This window comes from Serratia sp. M24T3 (assembly GCF_000257645.1).
Lineage (GTDB): Bacteria > Pseudomonadota > Gammaproteobacteria > Enterobacterales > Enterobacteriaceae > Rouxiella.
In genome coordinates this window covers 1-15,659 of the sequence record NZ_AJHJ01000016.1, presented here as the reverse complement: position 1 = coordinate 15,659, position 15,659 = coordinate 1, and the positions used below count along the sequence as shown (strand labels likewise).

Annotated in this window: 22 protein-coding genes; 19 read left to right on the top strand and 3 right to left on the bottom strand. The window is 45.1% G+C overall.

Going from position 1 to position 15,659, the window contains the following annotated elements:
• The first annotated feature begins 121 nt into the window (after positions 1–121).
• The 4 genes from SPM24T3_RS13595 to SPM24T3_RS13580 all read left to right on the top strand — a co-directional run bounded on the left by SPM24T3_RS13595 (position 122) and on the right by SPM24T3_RS13580 (position 2,654).
• Entirely contained in the window at positions 122–565 is a 444-nt protein-coding gene (locus tag SPM24T3_RS13595; protein ID WP_009637348.1) for a hypothetical protein, read from the top strand.
• 222 nt (positions 566–787) lie between these two features.
• On the top strand, positions 788–1,315 hold the full coding sequence (locus tag SPM24T3_RS13590; protein ID WP_009637347.1) for a Rha family transcriptional regulator: 528 nt from the start codon (positions 788–790) through the stop codon (positions 1,313–1,315).
• A 144-nt stretch (positions 1,316–1,459) separates the two neighbouring features.
• Positions 1,460–2,218, top strand: coding sequence for a hypothetical protein (locus SPM24T3_RS13585; RefSeq protein WP_009637346.1), 759 nt, complete (start codon positions 1,460–1,462; stop codon positions 2,216–2,218).
• Positions 2,219–2,222: 4 nt separating this feature from the next.
• Positions 2,223–2,654 carry a bacteriophage protein gene (locus tag SPM24T3_RS13580; protein WP_009637345.1) on the top strand — a complete coding sequence of 144 codons (432 nt, stop codon included), beginning with the start codon at positions 2,223–2,225 and terminating at the stop codon, positions 2,652–2,654.
• A 74-nt stretch (positions 2,655–2,728) separates the two neighbouring features.
• Here SPM24T3_RS13580 and SPM24T3_RS13575 read toward each other — a convergent pair whose 3' ends face one another.
• Entirely contained in the window at positions 2,729–3,010 is a 282-nt protein-coding gene (locus tag SPM24T3_RS13575; protein WP_009637344.1) for an Arc family DNA-binding protein, read from the bottom strand.
• Between the two features lie 98 nt (positions 3,011–3,108).
• Between SPM24T3_RS13575 and SPM24T3_RS13570 the strand changes: the two genes are divergently transcribed.
• The 7 genes from SPM24T3_RS13570 to SPM24T3_RS13540 all read left to right on the top strand — a co-directional run bounded on the left by SPM24T3_RS13570 (position 3,109) and on the right by SPM24T3_RS13540 (position 7,261).
• Positions 3,109–3,279 carry an Arc family DNA-binding protein gene (locus SPM24T3_RS13570; RefSeq protein WP_009637343.1) on the top strand — a complete coding sequence of 57 codons (171 nt, stop codon included), beginning with the start codon at positions 3,109–3,111 and terminating at the stop codon, positions 3,277–3,279.
• Between the two features lie 72 nt (positions 3,280–3,351).
• Positions 3,352–4,176 carry a phage antirepressor N-terminal domain-containing protein gene (locus tag SPM24T3_RS13565; RefSeq protein ID WP_009637342.1) on the top strand — a complete coding sequence of 275 codons (825 nt, stop codon included), beginning with the start codon at positions 3,352–3,354 and terminating at the stop codon, positions 4,174–4,176.
• Between the two features lie 225 nt (positions 4,177–4,401).
• Entirely contained in the window at positions 4,402–5,169 is a 768-nt protein-coding gene (locus SPM24T3_RS24280) for a phage antirepressor KilAC domain-containing protein (protein WP_009637341.1), read from the top strand.
• 220 nt (positions 5,170–5,389) lie between these two features.
• Positions 5,390–6,157, top strand: a complete 768-nt coding sequence (locus SPM24T3_RS13555; protein WP_009637340.1) for a hypothetical protein — start codon at positions 5,390–5,392, stop codon at positions 6,155–6,157.
• A complete protein-coding gene (locus tag SPM24T3_RS13550; RefSeq protein WP_009637339.1) occupies positions 6,147–6,536 on the top strand; it encodes a hypothetical protein in 390 nt (129 codons plus the stop codon). Before SPM24T3_RS13555 ends, SPM24T3_RS13550 begins: the two co-directional genes overlap by 11 nt.
• 129 nt (positions 6,537–6,665) lie before the next feature.
• Positions 6,666–6,890: a type II toxin-antitoxin system Phd/YefM family antitoxin gene (locus SPM24T3_RS13545; protein ID WP_009637338.1), complete on the top strand. Its 225-nt coding sequence runs from the start codon at positions 6,666–6,668 to the stop codon at positions 6,888–6,890.
• Positions 6,887–7,261: a type II toxin-antitoxin system death-on-curing family toxin gene (locus SPM24T3_RS13540; protein WP_009637337.1), complete on the top strand. Its 375-nt coding sequence runs from the start codon at positions 6,887–6,889 to the stop codon at positions 7,259–7,261. Before SPM24T3_RS13545 ends, SPM24T3_RS13540 begins: the two co-directional genes overlap by 4 nt.
• Positions 7,262–7,562: 301 nt before the next feature.
• Here SPM24T3_RS13540 and SPM24T3_RS25720 read toward each other — a convergent pair whose 3' ends face one another.
• Positions 7,563–7,751: a hypothetical protein gene (locus SPM24T3_RS25720; protein WP_009637335.1), complete on the bottom strand. Its 189-nt coding sequence runs from the start codon at positions 7,749–7,751 to the stop codon at positions 7,563–7,565.
• Between the two features lie 175 nt (positions 7,752–7,926).
• Between SPM24T3_RS25720 and SPM24T3_RS24700 the strand changes: the two genes are divergently transcribed.
• The 8 genes from SPM24T3_RS24700 (at position 7,927) to SPM24T3_RS13495 (ending at position 15,053) form a co-directional block, all read left to right on the top strand.
• On the top strand, positions 7,927–8,286 hold the full coding sequence (locus SPM24T3_RS24700; RefSeq protein WP_009637334.1) for a hypothetical protein: 360 nt from the start codon (positions 7,927–7,929) through the stop codon (positions 8,284–8,286).
• A 7-nt stretch (positions 8,287–8,293) separates the two neighbouring features.
• Positions 8,294–9,544, top strand: a complete 1,251-nt coding sequence (locus tag SPM24T3_RS13525) for a baseplate J/gp47 family protein (RefSeq protein ID WP_009637333.1) — start codon at positions 8,294–8,296, stop codon at positions 9,542–9,544.
• 3 nt (positions 9,545–9,547) lie between these two features.
• Positions 9,548–10,159: a DUF2612 domain-containing protein gene (locus SPM24T3_RS13520; protein WP_009637332.1), complete on the top strand. Its 612-nt coding sequence runs from the start codon at positions 9,548–9,550 to the stop codon at positions 10,157–10,159.
• On the top strand, positions 10,159–11,466 hold the full coding sequence (locus tag SPM24T3_RS13515) for a hypothetical protein (protein ID WP_009637331.1): 1,308 nt from the start codon (positions 10,159–10,161) through the stop codon (positions 11,464–11,466). The genes SPM24T3_RS13520 and SPM24T3_RS13515 overlap by 1 nt, the downstream gene beginning before the upstream one ends.
• Before the next feature lie 110 nt (positions 11,467–11,576).
• The gene (locus SPM24T3_RS13510; RefSeq protein ID WP_009637330.1) at positions 11,577–13,949 is read left to right on the top strand and encodes a hypothetical protein; all 2,373 of its coding nucleotides are present in this window, start codon (positions 11,577–11,579) and stop codon (positions 13,947–13,949) included.
• A gap of 33 nt (positions 13,950–13,982) precedes the next feature.
• A complete protein-coding gene (locus SPM24T3_RS13505) occupies positions 13,983–14,312 on the top strand; it encodes a hypothetical protein (protein ID WP_009637329.1) in 330 nt (109 codons plus the stop codon).
• Between the two features lie 107 nt (positions 14,313–14,419).
• Entirely contained in the window at positions 14,420–14,659 is a 240-nt protein-coding gene (locus tag SPM24T3_RS13500; RefSeq protein WP_009637328.1) for a hypothetical protein, read from the top strand.
• A gap of 1 nt (position 14,660) precedes the next feature.
• Complete coding sequence (locus SPM24T3_RS13495) at positions 14,661–15,053, top strand: S24 family peptidase (protein ID WP_009637327.1); 393 nt, start codon at positions 14,661–14,663, stop codon at positions 15,051–15,053.
• 35 nt (positions 15,054–15,088) lie between these two features.
• On the opposite strand, the gene SPM24T3_RS13490 is transcribed toward SPM24T3_RS13495, so the two are convergent.
• The coding region (locus tag SPM24T3_RS13490; RefSeq protein ID WP_009637325.1) for a site-specific integrase at positions 15,089–15,659 on the bottom strand (571 nt) is incomplete at its 5' end.

Here is a 15,659-nt window from a genome sequence, read left to right as displayed (position 1 = left end):
GCTTTACAAGCAATCCTGACATTTGATCAGTACTCTACGTGTGGTGAGGGGGATAATTTGCTTGAAGTTGCAGGAAACTAGGGGCAAATTATCGACGACTACACACAAGGAGTTTTTGATAATGATAAAGATTGTTTCGTACTACTTGCTTAATGCTATGCTTCTTTTAAGTGTTCCGACTTTAGCAAGCGCTCAAAGTAGAGAAGCTGCGATTACTCTGCCGCCTGAAAATATGCTATGTGTTGAAGCTGCTGAATTTTATATGGCTACGTGTAGTGCTGCTTTTGGCATTCCTGATCAAAATGGTACAAACGGCAGAGATACGGCCATGTATTATGGGAAAAATGCTTTCAAAATGACGTCAAGCCAGGTGGATTCGGTCATCGCTTACTTTACTCAGAACAAGGATATTGCTCAGCAGGCAGTGAAAGCTATATATGCAGGAAAAGAGGCTCAGAATGCGTTTTCTGCGTCTTATACCGACACTTGCCTGTTAGCCCCTCAGAAGTACATTCCAAACTATCAAGCGTTGGTAGCGGCTGGCTTGGCTACAAAACCAAACTAATTCGCTTCCCTTTTAGATTTCAAGGATGAATATAAGCATCCTTGAATCAAATGAGCCTCGCCATCGTGCGGGGCTTTTTTACGTCCGCAATAAATCCCCGCGCATCTCACGCGCATTAAACACAGAACCTTTCAGGATGACCCTTGAGGATACCGGTTGGCTATCGGTGCCTTTCTGTGGGCCGGATTCCTCAAGGTTCATCACTAAAAGGTAACTACCGAAATGCAAAATCAAATTGCAGCAATCGACTTTCGTGACATGGTTTCAGTTTCAGGTGAAAGAATTATCACCACCTCCAGAAAGGTAGCTGATTACTTTGGAAAGCAGCACCACCACATCATCCAGAAAATAGAAAAACTGGATTGCTCAGGTGAATTTCTAACCAGCAACTTTTCGCGGGTTACCTATGAACATAAGGGTAATCAGTATGTTGAATATGAAATTTCCCGTGATGGCGCTATGTACATCATCATGTCATTCACTGGGAAGAAAGCTGCGGCAATCAAGGAGGCGTTTATCAAGGCATTCAACTGGATGCGTGACAAGTTGCTGGAAATTTCTCACTCATACCAAAAAGATCGTAATGAGCTTATGCTGGAATACATGAAAGAAAAGGATGTTGCCAGTATGTCAGGCCGATTGCTTAACCGTTGGGGGCGAGTGAAAAAGCCACAGTTACTGGCAAAAATGGAACGACTCGAGCAGCAGGGGCAAATTAGCATTCCCGGTCTTATAGACAAAGCAGCATGACCATCACAAAGCGTCGAAGCAGCCCACTCAGGTGGGCAGTTGCTTTAGCCGGCAGGCCCGGGATGTCTGTTGAAATAAACACCATTGAAGTTGCTACAATCTTCTGTAGAATAATTTTCAATTGACAAGGAAGGCCCCAAAAACATGCTCTCACCCCAACCTATAACCAATGAGTTACTTAACGCACTCTTGCCCTCCATTCTTGAGGGAGAGAAGCTTGTTGATGATATCGCTTTAAGAACAATAATCAATAATGCTAGGAAGTTACCTGATGTTACTCAGCGGTATTTGGTTGAAGGGCTAGCAAATTTCGTCAAAGGTGACATCGGTGTAGCTGTCAGGCTATGCGAGTTAGCCATTAGCAGATCACCCAATGACAGGACTGCATGGTCAAATTACCTCATATCTCTGATGTCATGGGGTCTCCATGAAGGGGCGTTCGAGTTAGCACAGCGAGGTATTAAGACCAACATACCGATATTGCTAATCCAATGCATTGAGGTGGCAGCTCTTTGGGCTCACAAAGGTTTACTCAACGAAATTACCGATCATGCTTATCGGTTAACGGAGTTTATGGATTTAAATCCAAGGATGTCCCAATCTCTCACTAAAGCAAAGGCGACTATGGGCAAACTTAATCAAATGAGTCCTGAGGCATCTTATGAGTTGGGAGAAATGGCGGCTGCAGCACGAGAGATTGCTGATAAAGAACGCCTGCAGATTGTAAGCAGCTCGATCGTTGATGAAGCTGAAGGTGGTTACGCATTTAGGGTTGGGATAAAAACGGATGACTTTCAGTATCTCGCCAAGCTAGACGACATGCTCTTTGATTTGCTGATATCAAAAGGTATTAAATCTAGGGATTGTATAGCTTTCTTTGAGCCAATTGAGGTTGAGGATTGAATAATTGTCTATAAATTACGAGCAATTCTTAGCTGTAGCAAAATCTTCCGTAGAAGTTCAAGGCGAGCCTTGGACGAGAAATGCCATAAGCCGCAGTTACTATGCAATGTATCACTCAACCTTACGACTTCTTGCTGGAAAACCGTTACCTGCATCAAGCAGTGATGGGACAAAATTTAACCCAGGCACTCATCGTAGGCTCAGTGATTGGCTTTGCAGCGGGGACGCCGCCAAGTTACTAAATGTCGATGAAGCCATGATAGCAAAAATTGGGATGAAACTAAGAGCTTCCCATTCAAGCCGCTGCGAGTCGGACTATGATTTAGGCAAAAAAGTGAATAGGGTTTTGGCACTTAGAATGATTTTTGATGCTGAAACACTGAATGCCCAAATTGATGAAATTTTACTCCAGGGTGGAGATTCAAAAGAAGCTTAAATAAAATTATGGCTTACCCTGCATAACTAGTAAAACATCAAGAGCCCACTCAGGTGGGTTTTTTGTTTTGATTTCTATTCGGGAAAATTTTTCTTGACAACCTTTTCAATAATGGAAATCTTTTCAGACAGAACATTCATCCATTCCTGTACTTTATCAGAAGATTTTAACTCTGCATCTGTAAGGTAGGGCATATCATCAACTTTAGGTGGGGTGATGTACTCTTCCAGAATATGAACAATTTGAGCGTTCATCGACCTACCATGTTTCTTGGCTAAATCTGCTATGGAATCCCTCATCCCATCAGGTAGCCTGAGCATAAATTTGTCGTAATCCCGTACCTGCTTGTCTGACATACACACCTCTTAAATTTTCTTAATGGTATCACATTGACACTATCAGTAAATGGAGTCATAGTGACACTGAAGTCATGGTGATATCATTGGGAGCTATTATGATAACCCTTTATACAGGGTCAAAAAGCGACAAATTTATGCTACGCCTGCCGGAGCGCATGAAGGAGGAGATCCGCCGCTTGGCGGAGATGGATGGCATTTCGATCAACTCGGCAATCGTGCAGCGTCTGGCGAGGTGTCTTCGTGAGGAGCGTTCGAATGACCATTAAGAAATGCGAAACCCCGCAGTGCGCTAACACTAACGGGGCCTCTAATGTCAGTAACCTTGAGAGAAACTAACGATGAACAGTATAGCAATTATTGAAGCAGTGAACACTACCTCTTTGCCGTTCCACGGCCAGAGCGTTATCACAGCCATGGCAGCGGGTGTTGCTTATGTGGCGATGAAACCAGTTGTTGAGAATATCGGTCTTAACTGGAAAGGTCAGTATATAAAGCTTATTAATCAGATGGATAAGTTTGGGTGTGGAGATATCTCCATCCCTACAAACGGTGGATTGCAACGCATGCTGTGCATCCCTCTGAAAAAACTCAATGGCTGGCTGTTCAGCATCAACCCCGCAAAAGTACGCGATGATATCCGAGATCGTTTGATCCGCTATCAGGAAGAATGTTTCACGGCCCTCCATGATTATTGGACTAAAGGCGCTGCGGTCCGCAGGCCAGAAACCACCGTTGACGATCGCACCCCGCTACGCGGCATCGTAAACCGCATTATGGGTAAGTATGGGCTGACCTATCAGGCGGTTTATAAGTTGGTGCACAAAGAGTTCGGTGTAAACCATATCGACGAACTGTCACCGAGACAGACTGCTGAAGCTGTCGAATACTTGGCTGGAAAGGTGATTGAAGGTGAGTGGATGCCAAAGCAGGAGGTCGTCACTGATTTTTCCACTGAGGTACATAACATCAATGCGGCATGTACAAATATGGATGTCATTAGCGAGATTTGGCGTAACGAGCTTCACCCTTCGCTTGTAAAAATGGGATCGCCATTGGCGGTGAAGCTTTACGACAGAATAAACGACTCATGCATGATTGTGAAAATGGTCAGGAATAGCCTTGAGCTTAAAACAGGACTTAAAGGGATGATGAAGCTTGAGTAAGGTTGAATGCTAAATATTTTGGACTTGCTGTAGATTCAAAAGTCTAATTATTTGAATTTAAGTGGTATTTAAAGAATCTCACTGGATCAGTAAAGAATAGGTATTAGACTTAAGGTAGGTGCATGGGATGGCGCGTTTGCTCTGGCATACGGCAATAAAAAAAGCCAGTAGTTTGCAGCTACTGGCGTATGTCGAAACCCTTTCCAATCACAGAAGGATTTTTTAATGACTAATTCTAATGTAGCAAAGAAATCACTGCCTGTCATCGCTGGCGTTGACATTACTACGGATGCAGAAGGGCGGTTTAACCTGAATGCACTTCACAAGGCTAGCGGTGGTGAGAAAAAGGATGGGCCAACTTATTGGCTTGCCCTTGAAAGCACACAGAACCTGATGAACGAGCTAGATAAGCAAACTACCGTGATCTCGGTAGTTAAAAAAGAAGGTCGGCACGGTGGCACTTTTGCCCATGAACTCCTGGCGGTTGAGTATGCCGGCTGGATTTCAGCGTCATATCGTCTGAAAGTAAACCAGACTTTCATCGACTTTAAGACCGGCAAGCTTCAGTCAGCTTTCGACCCAATGGCGGCGCTTAATGATGCTGAATTCCTGCGCGGAACATTATTGACCTATAGCGAAAAAGTGATTGCGCTCGAACATAAGGTTGAAGAAATGAAGCCCGATGTTGAGGCGCTTGACCGTATCGCAAAAGCCGACGGCAGCATGTGCATTACCAATGCAGCAAAGCACTTGCAGGTGCAACCAAAATTCTTGTTCAAAATGATGTCGGAAGGTCACTGGATTTATCGCCGTGCTGGCGGTAAAACCTGGCTGGCTTATCAAGATCGCATTCAGTCAGGCATTCTTGAGCACAAGGTAACTACTGTCGAGCGGTCTGATGGCAGTGAAAAGGTTGTTGAGCAGGTGTTGGTTACTGCAAAAGGTCTTACAAAACTTTCAAAAATGCTCGGTGTAAGCGGTGTAGCAGCTTAATCGGTCGAAAATTCTGTCAATAGAATCATCAAACCAAGCCCACTCAGGTGGGCTTTTTTAAATGTCGGAATGGTACTCGTTTAGGAAGTCAACGGGGAGCTGGTCACTGCATTTCGATATGGGCTATTTACTAATGCTAAAGTATAACTGTTCAAATCACCATCTAATTGCAATTTTATCCTCATGATAGATTTAGGCGTCCCCCTAATGGTTTAAAATTATGCCTATTCTAGCTTTTAGAAATTCAGCCGAAATTATCGATCCCCTGTTCGAGCAGCTATCTCATCCAGATGACTCGGTGTCATTGGCATTGCTTGAAAAGCTAATACCCACGCTACCATTTGAGTATCAAAGGAATGTGGCTTATGGCATTACCAGGCTGATAGAAGATGACGTGCTTGGTGCGGTAGATTTTTTTGATAGGGCCTTTGCCGATTGTCCACCTGAGCAAAGGGGATTCGTGATAAGTAACACCGCTGCTTCTTTTGGTGTAAATAAAAGGTACAGTAGGGAGCTATTCTATCTTAAGAAATCCCTGTCATTGAATAACCTTCATTTGCTTAAATACGCTTCGCACGTCGCGGCCAAATGGTGCGAATTTAGCATGCTAAAAGATATCGAAAGAAAATTGGCTCAACTTAATGCAGAGAACAATCAGAGCGATGATATGGGCATAAACAAAATGTTTAGTGAATCTAAAGAGATGCTTTCTACTTTGGGCGACGCTTCTGAAGGAGAAAGAGAAAGCCTGAATTTAGCTGCGAACTTGGTTCTAAAGCTTGCAGAGGAAGAAGGGTTGCCTATTATCGATACCAAGGTGTGGAAGGATGACGAGGATTGCTATTGTTATGCTTTTTATCTGCACGAGGATTGCCATGATCGGTTCCAAGAGCTTGATAGAAAACTAGATCGCCTAATTACTGATTCTATGCTGGATTATACGCACGTCACCCCTGTTATATTTTTTGGAGGTGCTCATGTCAGTTAACTCGAACGATTTCTTAGAATTTGCAAAAAGAATTTCTACTGAAACCGAGATAGGTGTGCGAAATGCTGTGAGCAGGGCCTATTATTCAATGTATAGTCATGCAGCGAATCAGTACGGTTTGTCATGCAAGAAAGATAGCAGCATCAAAAAGAAGGGCTCACATGAAAGAATGGCCGATTACATAAATCTTAGCCTTCCAAGAGTTCACCATTATCCCCAGGACCTTTGCAATAACCTTTCCTTACAGCTAACAAAAGTCAAGCATAGAAGGCATGCAGCCGATTACCATCTGAATGTTAAAATGGAAGAAGGTGAAGCATATGTGGCTCTTAATACAGCTACAGCATTCATTTTCGCGATGAATTCTCTTACCCAATAACATTAAACAAACCAAAATCACCACGCCAACAGCCCGCTTAGGTGGTAGGAGGACTACATCAATATTGACGGGGATATTAATTGAGTTGTACAATTCAGTTGTATTCTTATTATCCCCGGAGTGTTTCAAATGATCACATTAACCTACTCAGATGCCCGTGCTCAGTTCGCTGATGTTCTCAACAAGGCTGTAGACCAGCCCGTTACCATTACCCGTCGTATGGCCCCTGATGTTGTTGTGATAAGTGCCGAACAGTTTGCGGCCTTGCAGCAGGCTAAGTTTGAAGCGTCACTTGCCAAGGTGATGAATAAGCCGGGAAATCAGGCTCTGTTCAAGGAATTGGCTGATAAATGATTTACTTTTTAACTGTCGGGCAGGTTATTTCGATCCACGATAGCCAGTTAGAAGCTTATGGTGGCTTGCCGGGTTTCAGGGATATTGGCCTGGTGGAAGGGATGGTTGCGCGGGTTGAGAATCTTAATATTTATGAGAGTGAAACTGACCTGTTTGTTCTGTCCGCTGCACTGCTGCTATCCATAGCACGCGGTCATGGCTTCAACGACGCCAATAAGCGAACTGCCATAGCATCTGCAATGGTGTTCTTGGACATGAACGGGGTGACGATAGCGCCCGTTGTTGGCTTTGCTGATTATATAGCTGAAGCTGCACAGGGGCTTCATGACCTGCAATCAGTAGCAGAAAAGCTTCGAAGTTTGGCGCAGTGACCAAGCCCACTAAGATGGGCTTTTTGTATCAGTAAATAAAACCCCGCAGATGCGAGGTTCTATATAAGACCATTATTTTTTAGTGCAGATCCCGCCTTTATGGTGGGCTCCTTTTCCACCTGTAAGGTGGGTACCCTTAGGGCAAGCCATAACGCTAGTAGCAAATGTTAGTGTAAGAGCCATAACCATCAGAGCAGCAACTTTTTTCATGTTGTTTACCTTACAGTTTGTGATAGGAGTATTGAGATTACGTCAAATCTTGAAGTTTCATATCCTGATAAAAGATCAGTGGTTTAGATTATCAGCCCGGGCCGCCGCCACCGCCGCCACCTTGTGACGGGCCGCCGCCACCGCCCCCGCCACCACCGCCACCTTGTGACGGGCCACCGCCGCCGCCACCACCGCCGCCAGGTCCCCATCCAGGCCATATGCAACCTGTGAGTGTTGATGAGCAGGCAAGTACTGCAAGCAATAAAATGATTTTTTTCATAGTTTCTCCTTTGATTTCGGTTTCAGATTATCAGAAAGCATGCGTTAAAAAAGCAGTGAATTTAAAATTTAAACAAACAATTCGATAACCAGAATATAGCGTTCAGGAATTAACAACATAATTGACATAAACCTCGCTCCGGCGGGGTTTTTTATTGGCCAAACATCGGAGGCGTATGCAAACGCGATCGCTTTATCTCGATCCTGATACATGGGACTTGGTTCTTGATGGCAACGGTTCGTTAAAGACTGTCACCAATCCATACTCGGTTGCCCAAGACGTTGCCTGTGCCTGCAAGACGATACTGGGTGAGGTTATTTACGATACCACTATCGGGATCCCCTATTTCGATACTCTACTCGGTCGGCCGGTGACAACCACAACGTTATCATCCTGGTTGCAGAAGCAGGCTACTCGCCTGAGTTATGTCCAAAGCGCGACCGTAACACTCATCCCTAATCGCGCCACGCGCGATACTTCTGGCTACATATCCATTACGGACTCAAACGGAACCTCTTCCACACTAGTCCTCTGAGGTATTCATGACCACCACCACAACAGTTTCAACCGCGGTGCCGTCGATGACATTTAGCACTGAGGGCATTACTGCGCCTGATTTAATTGATGTCCTCAATGGCTCGTTAACGGATGCGCAGACAGCTTATGGCACCGATGCCAGTACAGACTTAACGACGCCGCAAGGACAATACGCGATGGTTGAAACCGCCATTGTCGGCGATAAAAATGACCAGTTGCTGGCCTTCGCGAATATGATTAACCCGGATTATTCCAGCGGCCGATTCCAAGATGCGATCGGGCAGATGTATTTTATTGACCGTAACCCGGCGACGGGCACGACAGTAACAGCAACTTGTACAGGGCTGGTTGACACGGATATTCCGTCGGGAAGTTATGCCCAGGACACAAGCGGGTATATATATTACTCCACGGCCGACGCAACGATAGGCAGTGATGGGACAGCCTCAGTAGTTTTCACGAACTCGAGTACTGGGCCTATCGAATGCGCCGCAGGCACGCTGACCACTATCTATCAGGCCGTTACGGGCTGGTCAGGCATTACGAACGATGCCGCTGGCGTGCTGGGGTCGGAAGAGGAGTCGCGAAATAATTTTGAGTGGCGTCGTCGCCAGATGGTCACTGCTAACAGCAAAAACACCATTGAAGCGCTTTATGCTGCGCTGCTGGGGATCACAGATGTTACCGATGTTTACGTGTTTTCAAACAATACGACGACCGTTATATCCAAGGGTTCTACAGCCGTAAGTATCCCCGTTGGCACGGCCTACATCGCTGTTTATGGCGGGGACTCTTCTGATGTGGCAGATGCATTTTATAACAAGTTAAATCCCGGCTGCGCTACTGAATGCTCGACGTCAAATGAAACCTCTTACACTGTGACCGACGACACGAACTATACATCAAATTACCCGGAATATACCTATTACTGGACAGTCCCGACCACAATCCCTGTTTACGTGAATGTTACGCTAGAGAGTAATGACTACCTGCCGCAAGATTTAACATCATCTGTTCAATCTATCATTCTTGAAGCATTCAATGGTGAAGATGGTGGTACCCGCGCGCGGATCGGTTCTACGATTTACGCCGGACGGTATTACGGCGGCGTGCAGGATATCGATCAGCAGAACATTAATATTTTAAGCATCGAGCTTTCCACGGATAACTCTACTTTTTCAACCAGCCTTGAGTTCGGTATCGACGAGATCCCTACACTGAGTTCATCGAACATCACGGTATCACTGAGCAGCTAATCAATGGCGACAGGCTTTTCTGACTTCGACGTCAGTTCTGTCATCCTCAGGCAATATTCCAACTCTCCAAAAATCGTCAATATGGCAAACCTGCTTTGGCAGGCGGTAAGCCCATCGGAGTTTATTGATGATTTTTATACGAATATCTGGGATGTCAGCACTGCGAATACTTACGGGCTAAATATCTGGGGAAAAATCGTCAATCTAAGCCGCACCATGGAGTACAGCGATACAAACCTTTATTTCGGTTTTCGTGAGGCAGAGCTTGAAGTGACGACAACAACAGATCCACAACCCTTCAGTACTTACCCTTTTTTTGACCCATCATTGAATACTGACGGCCGTGTTGTTTTGTCTGATGATTATTATCGAAAAGCAATCATGATGAAGGCCATGGCAAATATATCTGACTGCACCGTTCCCAAGATGAATGCCATGCTGATGTATATGTTCAGCGACTCTGGCAACGCCTGGGTTCAGCATGATGGGCCCATGGCTATGTCATATCGCTTCGACTTTACACCAAATACTCCAGAGTTAGCCATCATTCAAAATGGGAATATTCTCCCCCGCCCTGCGGGATGTGTCGTGTCATATATATTTGAGACCAATTAATGAAAAGTTCAGGAATCCCCGATCGACTCTCTACTGCTTTTGCTGCAAACGGTGAATATAACGACATTGCAAATAGCTCAACAACTACTTCATTATCCGATGGTGTTGCAACTTATGATGTCGGGTTTCCACCATTAACCCGAACTGCAATTTCCTCAGGCGGAAAACCGCCAACCGGCCTTGATACTAATGGCATCCTGTTCGATATCACTAATAAGCTTCAATGGGGCGATGCCGGGGGGGCAATACCTTTTGATTCAACCTTTGCTGCCGCTATTACTGGTTATCCTAAAGGGGCGGTATTGCGCTCTTCAGATTTTAAAGGCAATTGGTTGAATACCATAGATGCCAATATCACCGACCCAGAAGGTACTGCAGCATCTAGCACCGGATGGATCCCCCTGGCGTTTACAGGTTCAAGTGCAGTAACCGGACTATCTGCAACAGCTTCGACATTGACATGTTTACAGGCAGCTCGTGATGTGGTGATTTTATCTGGAACCTTAACGGCCAGCATTTATGTTTATTTCCCCGCATGGGCCAAGACTTGGACGGTAGTAAATAACTGCACGGGTAAATACAACGTTATCTGTAGCACGGTTAGTGGCACTGGGATCACTGTACCAAATGGGACCTCATATCAGATCCGGGGCGATGGTACTAATCTTGTCCAAGATTTTAATTTTGGTCGGTATATAGGTAAGAAAGTGTTCTCGACATCAGGAAGCTACACGTATACCCCCTCTGATGGCACTCGGATGATTAATGTATTGGTGACTGGAGGAGGTGCTTCTGGCGGGGGCTGCGAAGGCTCATCAACATCTGAAACCCTGGGTGGTGCCGGAGGTGGCGCGGGGGGCACTGCAATAAAAAAACTCACGATTTCATCAAGTCTTACATACTCCGTAGTTGTTGGCGCTGGCGGTTCGGCTGTGAGCGGTGCTGTTGCGGGTAATGCGGGTTCACTTTCTTCTTTTGCGGGAACAATAATTGGATATGGAGGAGTAGCCGCTTTTTATCTCAATGCTACAACTACGCCTGGTGGTACTGGAGGAACGGCGACAGGCGGGGATGTTAATACGAGTGGTGGCGACGGTTATGACGGTCAATCAGGGTCGCATATCTTCCCTGGGCATGGAGGCCCATCTTACTGGGGCGGAGGAGGTCGTGCAGGGTCTGGCGGAGGGGCAGATGCAAAAGCTATAGGCTCTGGAGGTGGCGGGGCCTACGACACGGGAATGTCAGGGAGTCTATATTCTAGCGGTGCGGGGAAAGTAGGGATTGTAATTATTGAAGAGTATTCATAGTTGATTGAAACAACGAAATTCCAATTACACACCTAATAAGTAATTTTTAAATTCAAATAATTAACAACGAAAATAATAACAAGCCACAAGATTACAAGAAGGGAATTAACATGGCTTCAAATGACGTAATTAATGCGCAGAGATATGCCTCTGAGGCAAAAGTTGCTGCTGCAACAGCGAAAGTTTACTCAGATCAAAATACAACAATTGTTACTGATGCTCAGGAATATGCAGATCAAGCCTCTACCTATGCAGATAACTCATCGGCGTCAGCCTCTCTGGCGGAGCAATACTATTCCTATTCAACCGGCTTATCATCATGGTTTATTGGAACGCAAAGTACTGCACCCATAACAAGGAATGATGGCAGCGCTCTACAAGTCGGTGACATGTATAAAAATAGCTCTGATGATGAGGTGTATTCATACAACTCTGATGGCACTTGGACAAATATATCTTATGACGCGGCCAGTGCAAAAGAGTACTACGAATATAATGTTGGTAACTATGAATACATTGCTGAATTAACCGCTCAAAATTACAGTTTCAGCAATGCACTATCATCAGATTCTGGCGCAGCATTAGTGGGGGCCTATAATGGATTATCCGTTCAAGATAATCTAACAAATACAGTCAAAGGCGGAAATACATTCGTTGACGGTGCCACCCTAGATTCCGTTCTGGACCAAATTAACGACGGTACAAACCTGTATTACTGGACGGGGGATTTCCCTAAAGTTGTACCGGCTAATTCATCAGTTGATGCTACTGGTGGTATTGAGTCTGGCGCATGGTCTGTGTCCGGGGATGGCCTGTTAAGGACAGCTCTTGCATCAGCCGAAAGCGGGGCGGCATTGGTTGCTACACAGCAGGGCTTGACTGGAACAGTTGCTAGAACGCAGGACAATAAAAATGCAGAATCAATAAGCTTGATGGATGGGGGGAGCGAGCGTTCAGATTTTGACCCCAGTGTTGAAGAAACTGCTATAAAGCTTCTTGCTAAATCAGAAAGAATCCCATATTTGGGCGCTAAGCAATATTGTATTCCTGGGTCTACGTTAAAGACTTTTAATTGGATTGACGGATACAAAGATAGAGGAGCGGCAGTATCTTTCAGTAACCTCACAACACCAGACCATGTAGAACCCACCACGCAAGTGTTAGGACTTGCCGATGCCTCTGGATTGGGATCGTATTCAGATAGGGATCAGGTTTTACTTTTCACCCAAATTCAAGGCGCACCTGCTTTACTTACTACTTCCGACACGACCTTCACAGCCAATACAATTACATCATCAGATATCGCAAGCGTCTCTGAGCACTTGAGAGCAGGACAGATAATCGACGTGACAGATTCATCCGATTCAACTGTAGTTTACAGTGGGTTAATCACATCTCTTTCAGATTCAACCATCACAGTAGACACTGCATGGTATCTCAAGGGTGGAGATGGGACGACAGGAACTCCGAGTGAATCATCCACCGCTGTTTTTGTTCCATCAACAAAAATTTGGGGTCAAAATACAGTTGTCACCCTTGCTTCAACCTCTAAAGCAACACAGTTTGCTGGCTATGAATTAGGGTTAATTAATGATAAAACAGACGGTTATGTTGGATATGGGTTTGATGTTGTAAACCTTGGTGATTACGGGGTAGGACAGGCTTTCCAATCCAGAGGTGAGTTTAATATTGGATTTGTTGCCTATGACGGAACAAATTACGGGTTTGTTTCATACTCCGCCAATACAGCAGGCTACTACTCTGCTGCTGATACTGTTGGCGCACTTCTTCAAAATAATACTTATGGGGTCCAAATAAAGGGGGCTTCTTCATATCCGTTGCTGATTCAGGATGCAGCAGGATCTTCAACCTTAACTGCAATAAATTCGTCTGGTCAGATTGAATATCTTAGGTTGAGATTAAACTCCTCAGTTACTATTGGGGGAACGATCTCAAGTTATAACGTGGTAAATTTTGTAAGACCAACCACTGACTCTGATACTGTCTATCTGCCTACAGCAAATGCAGGCTTGATAATTAAAGTCAGGAATGTAGCCTCCACCTATTCTGTAACGTTAGTTGGTTCTTATGAGGGAACAAGTGGGGTTAAATTACAACCCGGCAATACCATTGAATTGATTGGTGACGGGAGTACTTGGTATACAATTGGCCACCAAGGACCTATTAACATTAGACCAAACGTGACCATCTCAGTCGGTGGGACACTTGTCCCAACAACAAGTATTAACTTTGTTACGTCTACCGCCTCAACAGATACCGTCACCGTCCCAACAGGAACGACAACCGGTCAAAGCTTTATTGTTAGAAATCTCTCATCTTCGTATTCTCTAATATTATCTGGCTCAGTTGAAGGGGCCACTTCATTGACGCTAGACGCTGGGTCATCTATTGAGCTTTATTATAATGGCACATATTGGTATCCAATTAGTGGATACTCTCCGAATGTCGTATCAAGTTCCTAAGCAATGACGAACAGTTAAATTGAGGAGGTATTTATGAGCTTTACAATTACTAAATCATTATCACCTAAGCAAGTAATAAGTGATTACGGAATTACGACAACTCTTGATTCCGCAGATTTTTCTCTAACCTTTGAAGCAACATCAATTCTGAATCTAACTAAGACGTTAGAAGATTCGGTCACCACTTACTCCGGCACTGCGATATTTGAAGTCACTAACACCGCAACCAGTGACACTGGAACTACCAGCCTCCAGATATCCTATACTGGTGACAGTATCGATCCGTTTACAGAGGCTGAAACACAACTTCAAGCAAGCCTAACTCAAGCAACAAGCGCGACCACGACTACTGCGACAAGTTAATTTCCCCGATCCTCAGTAAGATACCCAAAACCTAAAACTCTGGCTTCCCATACTCGGCACTGCATGGTTATACTGTGCGTATAACCAGTGTTTATGAGGTGGCGAGTATGGCGCGTCGATACGATATAGGTACTGCTTTTGACAGAGCAGTAAAAATGAGCCCAAAGGGTAAGCGCACTGTGACCACAGTCGATTTTGTTGCTGAACTGAAAAAGGTTAATTGGGACTGGTCACTGAAACAGGCTAACGAATGGATCGAGCACTACACGCATAACTTCAGTGATATCTCGACTCAGGAAGGAGAGGCTCGCACCTTCTTCATGTTTAATTATGGCGGAGGGCGCTGATATGGGCTTTCCATCACCGGCAGCGGATTATGTTGAAGGTCGAGTTTCGCCTGACCAGGTATGTCGCTGGGGAAATAATCCAGCGTTGTTTATGGCAAGAGCGGTAAGCACGAGCTGGAGAGAAGGGATTAAGCAGGGCGCTGTTCTGGTCATCGACCGGTCAAGAACGGCCGTAGACGGCAGCTTGGTAGTGACCATGGACACGGGAGAGTTTGAGGTTAAACGCCTGAAGCTTTTCCCGACTGCTTGCCTGGAGTCTTTGGATAATGCCGATGATGTTCGATTGATTGAAGGCGGCGATCTGGAAGGGGAGGAAACGATGGTGTGGGGTGTGGTGACGTACATCATCAATGATGCGACGACAGGGGAGTTTGATGACTGTCCGCTGATGTGAAATGAGCCTCACTTATAACGGTGAGGCAAGTTTTATTAATTCACCTTGCCATCTATCCAGTCAGCCCACCACTGCATCATTTCCTGACGCAATTTAAAGTACTGGGCATGATTATAGACTCCGCGAGTATTCCCCCCGCTGGCATGAGCTAACTGAGCCTCGATTGCGTCACGATTAAATTCATGCTCGTTCATGATAGTGCTAAACTGGTGCCTGAATCCATGACCACTGGCGTAACCGCCATAACCAATTCGCCTAATTACCCCGAGAACAGTATTCTCGCTGATAGGTTTAGACTTATCAGTGCGTCCAGAGAAAACATATTCATGCATGCCAGTAATAGGCTCTAAATCCTTAAGAATATAAAATACCTGCTCAGACATTGGAACAATGTGAGCTTTTCGCATTTTCATTACTTCCGGATTGATGGTGATTAACCTGCTTTCAAAGTCGATGTCTGTCCATAGCATAGATCTCAATTCAATAGTGCGTAATGCGGTATACTGAAGGACCTGGGTAGCATATTTGGAAATTATGCTGCCACCATAACTTCGTAATGCTTTATTGAAGTCTGGTATCTCATTTATAGGTAGGAACGGATAGTTT